The following is a 10,400-nucleotide window of genomic DNA, read 5'->3' as shown; positions in this document are numbered from 1 at the left end:
GAACGCGTTGACGAACTTCAGCCAGCAACCGCCTCCCCCACAGGCGCAACCAGCCCCATCCGATCCAGCGCCCCCGCCAGCTGCCCCACCGTGCGGTCCACCTGGTGCCACTTCTCCAGCCCGAACAGTCCGACGCGAAAGGTCATGAAGTCTGCCCCTTCGTCGCATTGCAGCGGCACACCGGCTGCGGTCTGCAGGCCTTCGGCCAGGAATTTCTTGCCGGACTGGATCTCGGGGTCGGTGGTGTAGCTGACCACCACGCCGGGCGCCTTGAAGCCTTCGGCCGCAACGCTGGGCAGGCCACGGCTTTCGAACAGGGCGCGCACCTGGCTGCCCAGCGCTTCCTGCTCGGCGCGCACCTTGGCGAAACCGTAGGCTTGCGTTTCCTTCATGGCGGCGGCGAGACGTGTCAGGGCGTCGGTCGGCAGGGTCGCGTGGTAGGCGTGGCCGCCTTTTTCATAGGTTTCCATGATCTGCAGCCACTTCTTTAAATCGCAGGCAAAGCTGGAGCTGGTGGTGCTGTCAATGGCCGTGCGGGCGCGCTCGCTGAGCATGACCATGGCGCAGCAGGGTGAGCTGCTCCAGCCTTTTTGCGGCGCGGAAATCAGCACATCGACGCCCGTGGCTTTCATGTCGACCCACACGGCGCCCGAGGCGATGCAGTCGAGCACGAACAGGCCGCCCACGGCATGCACGGCGTCGGCCACGGCGCGCAAATAGCTGTCGGGCAGGATCATGCCGGAGGCGGTTTCCACATGCGGGGCAAAGACGACGGCGGGTTTTTCTTTGGCGATGGCGGCCTGCACGTCGGCGATGGGTGCGGGTGCCCAGGGGGCCTGGGCACCGGGGCCGGTTTGGCGGGCCTTGAGCACGGTGGACGATGCGGGGATGTGCCCCATGTCGAAGATCTGCGTCCAGCGGTAGCTGAACCAGCCGTTGCGGATGACCAGCACATGCTTGGCCGTGGCGAACTGGCGCGCCACGGCTTCCATGCCGTAGGTGCCGCCGCCGGGCACCAGCGCCACGGAAGGTGCGTTGTACACCTCCTTGAGGAGGCTGGAGATATCAAGCATCACGCCCTGGAAACTGCGCGACATGTGGTTGAGCGAGCGGTCGGTGTACACCACCGAAAATTCAAGCAGGCCGTCAGGGTCAACGTTGGGCAATAGTCCGGGCATGATGTTGTCTCTATGTAGTTGGAAAAAAGTCAGCGTGGCAGCTTAGCACGCTGCGCCTCCTTACAGGAAGCGCTCACTTATTAATAGCTTCTTGTGCTTACAACACGGGGGCCAGAGGCCTATTTTGTTTAAAACTGGTCGCCATCCAGGCAACACCAGCACCCGTCCTCGCGCATCAAGCCAGCCACGGGGGCAGGCATCCGGCGTCACGATTTGGCGGGGCGGCGCGCGGCGTGGGCCTGCTTGTGCGCTTCCAGCGTTTCAATCGGTGCGCCCTGCTTTTGCCACTCGGCAAAACCGCCGTCGATGTGCGCCACATTGGTCATGCCCATGTCCTGCAGCGCTTTGGTGGCCAGCGCACTGCGCCAGCCGGCGCCGCAAAACAAAATGAATTCGGTGCTGTCGTCGCCGAACACCGGCTTGAAATAAGGCGAGTCCGGGTCAACCCAGAACTCCAGCATGCCGCGCGGCGCCAGCAGGGCGCCCGGAACGGTGCCCTCGCGCTCCAGTTCGCGCACATCGCGGATGTCGACGATCTGCACCTTGGGATCGCCCCGCCTGGCCTGGACCTCATCGACCGAGTAGGTTTTGACCTGCGCCATGGCCTCGTCAACGAGCTGGCGGAATCCTTTGGTGATAGGCATGCGTGTCCCCTTGTGTGGTTAAAAGTACGCTATTCGGCGGGAATGCAGCCTGTATTGTCGCCAGGTAGTCCCGTTGTCAGCCTTTGACGCATGAAAACCGCACTGCAACCCATTGAACATCTGGGCAGGTTTGAACGACTGCAATTGGTCGAAGACATCTGGGACGAATTCGCATCCGAAACAGACCCCGAAACCCGGGCTGACGTGCTGGATGAACTGGCACGCCGCGCTGCCTGGCGTGACGCCCACCCCGGCCAAGGCAAAAGTCTGGCCCAAATCGCGCAGTCGCTTGGCGTGCACCTTTGACCTGGCAAGTTGTTTTTGAGGCGCCGGCACAGGCTGAAATTGCCGAAGCTTTTGACTGGTATGAACAACGGTCCTACGGCTTGGGCGGCGATTTCCTGCGGGTGATTGGAGCCGCCGAGGAGCAGTTGAGCCGCAACCCGGAAGCCTTTCCGCCCACGCGCGGCCGATTTCGGAGAATCTTGTTACGCCGGTTTCCCTACGCGCTGCACTTTGAGTTGCTGAGCGGCCAGCGCGTCTCTGTGCTGGCCTGCCTGCATCACCGCCGCAGCCCGGCCTGCTGGCCAGGAAATCAAGCCAGCGCCCGCTGAATAATGATTTTCTGCACGTCGCTCGTGCCTTCGTAAATCTGGCAGACGCGCACGTCGCGGTAAATCCGTTCGACCGGGAAATCGCTCACATAGCCGTAGCCGCCCAGCGTCTGGATGGCGGCGCTGCAGACTTCTTCGGCCATTTCGCTGGCAAACAGCTTGGCCATGGCTGCTTCCTTCAGGCAGGGCCGGCCGGCGTCGCGCAGGCTGGCGGCGTGCCAGATCAGCTGGCGGGCCGCTTCGAGCTTGGTCGCGCATTCGGCCAGCCGGAAGCCAACGGCCTGGTGGTTGAAAATGGCGGTGCCGAAACTCTGGCGGTCCTTGGCATACGCCAGCGCCACCTCGAACGCGCTGCGCGCCATGCCCACGCTTTGCGCGGCAATGCCGATGCGCCCGCCCTCCAGACCGCCCAGCGCGATCTTGTAGCCTTCGCCCTCGGCGCCAATCAGGTTGTCGGCGGGGATGCGGCAGTTGTCCAGGTTGACCTGCGCCGTGTCGCTTGAATGCTGGCCCAGCTTGTCTTCGAGCCGGGAGGCCGAATAGCCAGGCGCGTCGGTCGGCACGATGAAGGCGCTCATGCCCTTCTTGCCGGCGCCCTTGTCGGTCACGGCAATCACGATGGCGACCTGGCCGTTCTGGCCGCTGGTGATGAACTGTTTGACGCCGTTCAGCACGTAGGCATCGCCTTCTTTGACTGCCGTGGTGCGCAGCGACGAGGCATCGCTGCCGGTGTGCGGCTCGGTCAGGCAGAAGGCGCCCAGCATGTCGCCCTGCGCCAGGGGAATGAGCCACTGCCTTTTCTGCGCCGGGTTGCCGTAGCGCATGAGGATGGCGTTGACCGGGCAGTTGGTCACGCTGATGGCGGTGCTGGTGCCGCCGTCGCCCGCCGCGATTTCTTCGAGCACCAGCGCCAGCGTGACGTAGTCCAGGTTGGCGCCGCCGAATTCCTCGGGCACGCAAATGCCGTAGGCGCCCAGCGCGGCCAGGCCCCGGTGCGCTTCCTTGGGGAAATAGTGTTCCTTGTCCCAGCGCGCGGCGTGGGGCCAAAGTTCTTCCTGGGCAAAGGCGCGCACGGCGTCGCGAATTTGCTCCTGCTCTGTATTGAGTATCAAATTGGCCTCCAGCCCTTTATTTACCTACGCGAGTAGCCACCTTATTTATAGCACCTCAAGGGCAATAGCCGTGGCTTCGCCGCCGCCAATGCAGAGCGTGGCAACGCCTTTTGTGAGGCCCCTGGCCTTCAGCGCGTAAATCAGCGTGACGATGATGCGGGCGCCGCTGCAGCCAATCGGGTGGCCCAGCGCGCAGGCGCCGCCGTTGACATTCACGATGTCGTGGCTCAGCCCCAGGTCTTTCATGGCGGCCATGGGGACCACGGCAAAGGCTTCGTTGATTTCCCACAGGTCGACGTCCTTGACGTTCCAGCCGATTTTTTTCATCAGCTTGTTCACGGCGCCGACCGGGGCGGTTGAAAACCATTCGGGCGCCTGGGCAAAGGTGGCGTGGCCCACGATGCGGGCGATCGGTGTCGCGCCCAGCTCCCGGGCGGTGGATGCGCGGCTCAGCACCAGCGCGGCAGCGCCGTCGCTGATGGACGAGCTGGAGGCGGCGGTGATGCTGCCGTCTTTCTTGAAGGCGGGCTTGAGCGAAGGAATCTTGTCGAGCTTGACCTTGCCCGGCCCTTCGTCGCTGCTGATGACGGTGTCACCGGCGCGGCCCTTGACGGTGACGGGCGTGATTTCAGCGGTGAAGGCGCCGGACGCCATCGCGGCTTTGGCGCGCTGCACGCTGGCGGTGGCAAAGGCATCCTGCGCCTCGCGGGTGAAGCCGTATTTGGCGGCGCAGTCTTCGCCAAAGGTGCCCATGGAGCGGCCGGGCTCGTAGGCGTCTTCCAGGCCGTCGAGCATCATGTGGTCAAAAATGCGGTCGTGGCCGATGCGCATGCCGCCGCGCGCCTTGGGCAGCAGATACGGCGCGTTGGTCATGCTTTCCATGCCGCCGGCCACCATCACGTCGCGGCTGCCGGCCACCAGCTGGTCATGCGCCAGCAGCGTCGCTTCCATGCCGGAGCCGCACATTTTGGACAGCGTGACGGCACCGGTGCTGGCCGGCAGGCCGCCCTTGAAGCCGGCCTGGCGCGCCGGCGCCTGGCCCTGGCCGGCCATCAGGCAGTTGCCGAACAGCACTTCGTCCACCTTATCAGGAGCGACACCCGAGCGCTCGACGGCGGCCTTGATGGCGGCGCCGCCCAGGTCGTGGGCCGACAGGCTGGCGAACTCGCCCTGAAAAGCGCCCATGGGGGTGCGGGCGGCAGCAAGGATAACGATGGAATCAAGCATGTTCTTCTCCTGGAAAAATGACAAAGAATATTAAAAACAGGGGCGCCGCCGCGCGGGCTTACGCCGCGCTCGCCCCGCCGTGCATGACTGCAAAGCGTTTTTGCTGGTCATACGGAAATACGTCGAAGACATGGCCTTGCTGAATGCGCGCCTGGTGGCGCTGCCAGAAGGCGGCATCGAGCAAATCGGCGTGGTGCTTCATGAACACCGCGCGAACCGCGTCGTTGCCCAGCAGGAAGGGCTCGAAGGTTTCAGGAAACACGTCCTTGGGCCCGACCGAATACCAGATTTCGCCGCTCATTTCTTCTTCTTCGTTGCGCGGCGTCGGCACCTTGCGGAACTTGCAGTCGGTGATGTATTCGATCTCGTCGTAGTCGTAGAAAACGACCTTGCCATGACGCGTGATGCCGAAGTTTTTCCAGAGCATGTCGCCCGGAAAGATGTTGGCCGCCACCAGGTCCTTGATGGCGTTGCCGTACTCGACCACGGCGCGCTCGATCTGCGCCTTGGCGGCGGGCTCGGCGACGCCCATGTCAAAGGCTTCCTGCAGGTAGATGTTGAGCGGAATCATGCGCCGCTCGATGTAGACATGCTTGATGATCACCTCCATCTTGCCGTCGCCGTCGCGGTCGCTGATTTCCAGCTGGCTGGGCGCAAATTTCTCGATCTCGGCAATCAGCTCGTCATCAAAGCGGTCGCGCGGAAACGCGACTTCGCTGTACTCCTGCGTGTCGGCCATGCGGCCGACGCGGTCGTGCTGCTTGACCAGCAGGTATTTGCCCTTGATCTGCTCGCGCGTGGTGTCTTTTTGCGGCGGGTAGTAGTCCTTGATGACCTTGAACACATAAGGGAACGAGGGCAGGTCAAACACCAGCATGACCATGCCCTTGATGCCGGGCGCGATGCGGAACTTGTCGGTGGAATGCCGCAGGTGGTGCAGAAAGTCGCGGTAAAAAAGCGTCTTCCCCTGCTTGGCCAGCCCCAGGGCGTTGTAGATTTCGGCGCGCGGCATGCGCGGCATCATGCTGCGCAAAAACTGCACGTAGGCGGACGGAATGCCCATGTCGACCATGAAATAGGCACGCGCAAAGCTGAACAGGATCAGCAGGTCGTCCTCGCCAAACAGCGCGGCGTCAATCACCAGCCGGCCGGAATCCGCCAGGCCAAAAATACTCTGGCTGTCGCCCCCCGGAGCCCGGCCCGGCGCGGGCTGATGGTGCAGGACCGGCAGGGCAAAGGGAATCTCGTTGAATCCGTTGATGATTTTGCCGACGATGTAAGCGCCCTTGTTGCGGAAAAACAGGCCGGACAGCACCTGTATCTGGAAATTGGCCCGCAGCGTGGTGTCGCCCAGGCGCTCGATCATGGCCGCTGTCACGTAGCCGGCATCGCGCGCCAGGTCTTCAAACTCAAGCCGCAAATCGAAATCGCGCACCAGCTTGACAAGGGTGTCATGCATGGTGTCCCGGCTCGGGTAATAAGCGCGGTAGGTGGGCTGCGCGGTGGGCTCGCTGTTTTCGATGTACTCGGTGCTGACGGCGGGCCGGACAAAAATGAAATTGTTCTGAAAATAGCTGCGGTGCAGGATTTTGGTGGTGACCGAATTGAAAAATGTCTCGGCCAATTCGGGCTGGTGGTGGTCGATCAGCAGGCCGATGTAGTGCAGCTTGACCTGGTGCCAGACGTCCATGGGCTGCTCGCCCGCCTTGAATTCACGCTCCAGCCGCGTCGAGGCCTCCCGCACCCGCAGGTCGTAGAACTCAATGCGCTCGCGCTGGGCGCGTTGCTGGCCGTGCCAGTCCGAGGTTTCAAACCGGTGCTTGGCCCGCGCCGACTCGGTGCGAAACAGCTGGTAATGGCGGTTAAACCCGTCAATCATCGCTTTGGCGATGTCGTAGGCCACCGTGGAGTCAAGGCGCTGTGGAAACATGTTTTTCCTGGGGGATTTTTACTGCGGATGCCAGCAGGTTTACCGCCGGGCCGCCGACACACCCGCGATGGCGGCACGGTACAGGGACTCGATACCCTCCAGGCTGTCCAGCGTGATGTGCAGATCTTGCAGCAGCCCGTCCTTCAGACCATACACCCAGCCATGCAAGGAGACACGCTGTCCACGCGCCCAGGCATCCTGCATCACGGTGGTTTGCGCCACATTCATGACTTGCTCAATCACATTGAGTTCACACAAGATATCGAGCCGCGCTTCAGGCGGCGCCGCCTGAAGAATCGCGCAGTGGCGATCCCGCACATCCTTGATGTGGCGCAGCCAGTTGTCAACCAGCCCCATGCGCAAGTTCTTCAGGGCCGCGTTCACGCCGCCGCAGCCGTAGTGGCCCACGACCATCAGGTGCTCGACCTTGAGCTGGTCTACCGCAAACTGGATGGTGGACAGGCAATTGAGGTCGGAATGCACCACCACATTGGCCACATTGCGGTGCACGAACACCTCGCCCGGCTCCAGCCCGGTGATCTGGTTGGCCGGCACCCGGCTGTCGGAGCAGCCGATCCACATGTACTTGGGGTTTTGCTGACTTTTCAGGTTGGTGAAGAAGCCGGGGCGATCATGCTCCATCTGCGCGGCCCAGGCGCGGTTGCGGGCAAAGAGATCTTGAATGAAGGGCATGGGAATATCTTAATCAGCGGAACCAGCGCAGCGCATAAGGGGCTGCCGGTCAGTTGGCAGACGATCAGAACTTGTCCGGGCGGACAATTTCGACGTCCTGGAGAAAGGCCACCATCGCATAGTTGTCGTAATAGCGGGTCAGGAAGTCTTGCAGCACGGTTTCCGCCAGCGCACGCGTGCAGATGACCTCGATGCGGATGTTGGCGGCCTCCCCCCACGCCGAGTCGCGCACGCCACGGCGACCCTGGCCGCGGGCATCCAGAACGGTGTAACCGCGCACGCCCAGCCGCTTCAGGTCGCGCAACATGATTTTTTCCATCGCCGCTTCGGTGATCACGGTGAGCACGGTTCGTTTTTCTGTCAGCAGGGTCATGGCGTCGCTCCGGCGATTTGGCTGGCCAGCCAGGGGTAAAGCGGAATGCCAGCCAGGATGTTGAGGGGAAAGGTCACGCCGAGCACGGCGGCCAGCGACAGGGCCGGGCTGGCTTCCGGCACGGCCAGGCGCATGGCTGCCGGCACCGCGATGTAGGAGGCACTCGCCGCCAGGGTGGCCAGCAGCGTCATCCCGCCGACCGACAGCCCCAGCAGCATGCCGCAGCCCAGCCCGAGCAGCGCCGACAAGAGCGGCATGAGCAGGCCAAAGGCAACCATGAACACGCCCCGCTGCCGCAGCTCACCCACCTGACGGCTGACGATCAGCCCCATCTCCAGCAGGAACAGGGCCAGCGCGCCCTTGAACAGATCGAAGAACAGCCCCTTGATGGGCGCAAGCCCCTCCGGGCCGGCCGCCCAGCCGATGGCCATGCCGCCCAGCAGCAGGGTCACGCCCTTGCCCAGGAAGGTCTCGTGCGCCAGCCCGCGCCAGTCGGTTTGCTTGCCCACGCCGCGCGCCAGCACGATGCCGACCATGATGGCCGGCACTTCCATGACGGTGAGGAAGATCGCCATTTGCGGCTCGAACGTGATGCCCCGGGTCATCAGCCAGTTGACGCCCACCGCGAAGGTGGCCACGCTCACCGAGCCGTAGTGGGCCGCCGTCGCCGCTGCGTCCGCCCGCCCCAGGCGTCCCACGCCGCGCAGAAAGGCGAAGGCGATCAGCGTCTGCGCCGCCCCAAGAAGGATCACCGCACCGAGTTGCGGCAGCAGCGGGCCAATGGCCTGTTGCGCCAGCCCTTCCCCGCCCTTGAGGCCAATGGTCAGCAACAGGAACACCGACAGGGAGTCATAGAGGGCTGTCGGCAGCTTGAGCTCCGAACGGACCAGGCCCGCCGCCAGGCCGAACAGGAAAAACAGGACGATGACGTCAATCATGGTGCGGCGCCGCCGGCGAAGGCGGCGAATAAGGCGCTGGCGAAAATGGATGGATGCTTTTCAGGGTTCATGGACAGGCATTGGATCACACCGGCGCGTCTGCACCACTGCGCGCGGCTTCGTTGCGCCCAGGTGCGCGGGCCTGCCCTCAAAAGTCTCATAAAGTCTCTGCAAACAATTCCCGTCCGATCAGCATGCGGCGGATTTCGCTGGTGCCGGCGCCAATTTCATAGAGTTTGGCATCGCGCCAGAGGCGGCCCAGCGGGTAGTCGTTGATGTAGCCGTTGCCGCCGAAGATCTGCACGCCCTCGCCCGCCATCCAGGTGGCCTTTTCGGCGCACCACAAAATCACCGAGGCGCAGTCCTTGCGCACCTGGCGCACATGGTCAACGCCGAGCAGGTCCAGATTTTTGGCCACGGTGTAGGCAAACGAGCGACCCGCCTGCAGCACGGTGTACATGTCGGCGACCTTGCCCTGAATCAGCTGGAATTCGCCGATGCTCTGGCCGAACTGCTTGCGGTCGTGGATATAGGGCAGCACGCTGTCCATCACCGACTGCATGATGCCCAGTGGTCCGCCGGTGAGCACGGCGCGCTCGTAGTCCAGGCCGCTCATGAGCACCTTGGCGCCGCTGTTCAGGCCGCCCAGAATGTTTTGTGCCGGCACTTCCACGTTGTTGAACACCAGCTCGCCGGTGTGGCTGCCGCGCATGCCCAGCTTGTCGAGCTTTTGCGCGACGGAAAAGCCTTTCATGCCTTTTTCAATCAGGAAGGCGGTGACGCCGCGCGCACCCAGCTCAGGCTCGGTCTTGGCATAGACCACCAGCGTGTCGGCATCGGGGCCGTTGGTGATCCACATCTTGCTGCCATTGAGGACGTAATAGCCGCCCTTGTCTTCGGCCCTGAGCTTCATCGAGATTACGACGCTGCCGCTGCCTGCCTCGCTCATGGCCAGCGCACCGACATGTTCGCCGAAAATCAGCTTGGGCAGGTATTTCTGGCGCTGTTCCGCCGTGCCGTTGCGCTTGATCTGGTTGACGCACAAATTGCTGTGCGCGCCATAAGACAACCCCACCGAGGCGCTGGCGCGGCTGATTTCTTCCATGGCAATCATGTGCGCCAGGTAGCCCATGCCCGCACCGCCATACTCTTCGCCCACGGTGATGCCCAGCACGCCCAGTGCGCCCATCTTTTCCCACAGGTCCATCGGAAACTGGTCGCTTTTGTCAATCTCGGCGGCGCGCGGCGCGATTTCATCCTGGGCAAATTCGCGCACTGCGTCACGCAGGGCGTCGATGTCTTCGCCGAGTTGAAAATTGAGTCCTGGCATGTTGTTCATGATTGAAGTCTTTCTCTGGAAAATGAGGGGTCTCGCGCGACGATTAATAGGTTTTTGGCACGGGAACGATGGTTTGCTGCATCAGCGCGCAGGCGCTTTGCCGGCCACTGGCATCGAGGTGCAGCACTTCGGCCGTGGTCACGATGATGCGCTTGCCGGCCCTGGCCACGCGGCCAATCGCGCGCAGTTCACCCTCCTTGAAACCGGCCAGGAAATTGATCTTGTATTCGGCCGTGGTCACCTCGGAATCGGCAGCAACCACTGTCAGGGCGGCATAGCCGCCGGCAATGTCGGCCAGCGCGCCCATGGCGCCGCCATGAAAGCCGCCCTGCTGCTGGTTGACGCGCTCCGA

Annotated in this window: 12 protein-coding genes; 2 read left to right on the top strand and 10 right to left on the bottom strand. The window is 63.0% G+C overall.

From position 1 onward, the window contains the following. Positions 1 to 17: 17 nt before the first annotated feature. A complete protein-coding gene (locus Q8K05_RS00060) occupies positions 18 to 1,178 on the bottom strand; it encodes an aminotransferase class V-fold PLP-dependent enzyme (RefSeq protein WP_305244512.1) in 1,161 nt (386 codons plus the stop codon). Between the two features lie 206 nt (positions 1,179 to 1,384). Further along, positions 1,385 to 1,822 (bottom strand): rhodanese-like domain-containing protein, encoded by a 438-nt coding sequence (locus Q8K05_RS00055; protein WP_305244511.1) that lies wholly within the window; start codon positions 1,820 to 1,822, stop codon positions 1,385 to 1,387. A gap of 90 nt (positions 1,823 to 1,912) precedes the next feature. Between Q8K05_RS00055 and Q8K05_RS00050 the strand changes: the two genes are divergently transcribed. Continuing rightward, the gene (locus Q8K05_RS00050; RefSeq protein WP_305244510.1) at positions 1,913 to 2,128 is read left to right on the top strand and encodes an addiction module protein; all 216 of its coding nucleotides are present in this window, start codon (positions 1,913 to 1,915) and stop codon (positions 2,126 to 2,128) included. Beyond that, entirely contained in the window at positions 2,125 to 2,436 is a 312-nt protein-coding gene (locus tag Q8K05_RS00045; RefSeq protein ID WP_305244509.1) for a type II toxin-antitoxin system RelE/ParE family toxin, read from the top strand. Before Q8K05_RS00050 ends, Q8K05_RS00045 begins: the two co-directional genes overlap by 4 nt. Here the strand turns inward: Q8K05_RS00045 and Q8K05_RS00040 are convergent. The 8 genes from Q8K05_RS00040 to Q8K05_RS00005 form a co-directional block, all read right to left on the bottom strand. Next, complete coding sequence (locus Q8K05_RS00040; RefSeq protein ID WP_305244508.1) at positions 2,418 to 3,548, bottom strand: acyl-CoA dehydrogenase family protein; 1,131 nt, start codon at positions 3,546 to 3,548, stop codon at positions 2,418 to 2,420. The genes Q8K05_RS00045 and Q8K05_RS00040 overlap by 19 nt on opposite strands. A gap of 45 nt (positions 3,549 to 3,593) precedes the next feature. Further along, a complete protein-coding gene (locus Q8K05_RS00035; protein ID WP_305244507.1) occupies positions 3,594 to 4,775 on the bottom strand; it encodes an acetyl-CoA C-acyltransferase in 1,182 nt (393 codons plus the stop codon). A 58-nt stretch (positions 4,776 to 4,833) separates the two neighbouring features. Then, entirely contained in the window at positions 4,834 to 6,705 is a 1,872-nt protein-coding gene (gene aceK / locus Q8K05_RS00030; RefSeq protein ID WP_305244506.1) for a bifunctional isocitrate dehydrogenase kinase/phosphatase, read from the bottom strand. Between the two features lie 39 nt (positions 6,706 to 6,744). Continuing rightward, entirely contained in the window at positions 6,745 to 7,398 is a 654-nt protein-coding gene (gene can / locus Q8K05_RS00025; RefSeq protein ID WP_305244505.1) for a carbonate dehydratase, read from the bottom strand. Between the two features lie 64 nt (positions 7,399 to 7,462). Continuing rightward, entirely contained in the window at positions 7,463 to 7,771 is a 309-nt protein-coding gene (locus Q8K05_RS00020) for a transcriptional regulator (protein WP_305244504.1), read from the bottom strand. Beyond that, complete coding sequence (locus tag Q8K05_RS00015; protein WP_305244503.1) at positions 7,768 to 8,709, bottom strand: sodium-dependent bicarbonate transport family permease; 942 nt, start codon at positions 8,707 to 8,709, stop codon at positions 7,768 to 7,770. The genes Q8K05_RS00020 and Q8K05_RS00015 overlap by 4 nt, the downstream gene beginning before the upstream one ends. Before the next feature lie 157 nt (positions 8,710 to 8,866). Continuing rightward, the gene (locus Q8K05_RS00010; protein ID WP_305244502.1) at positions 8,867 to 10,048 is read right to left on the bottom strand and encodes an isovaleryl-CoA dehydrogenase; all 1,182 of its coding nucleotides are present in this window, start codon (positions 10,046 to 10,048) and stop codon (positions 8,867 to 8,869) included. Between the two features lie 43 nt (positions 10,049 to 10,091). Then, a partial coding sequence (locus tag Q8K05_RS00005) for a PaaI family thioesterase (protein ID WP_305244501.1) occupies positions 10,092 to 10,400 on the bottom strand: 309 nt, incomplete at its 5' end.

The sequence above is a fragment of the Polaromonas sp. genome, assembly GCF_030682935.1.
Taxonomy (GTDB): Bacteria; Pseudomonadota; Gammaproteobacteria; order Burkholderiales; family Burkholderiaceae_C; genus Polaromonas.
Note: the sequence above shows the minus strand (reverse complement) of the source record. Positions and strands in the feature narration are given on the sequence as shown.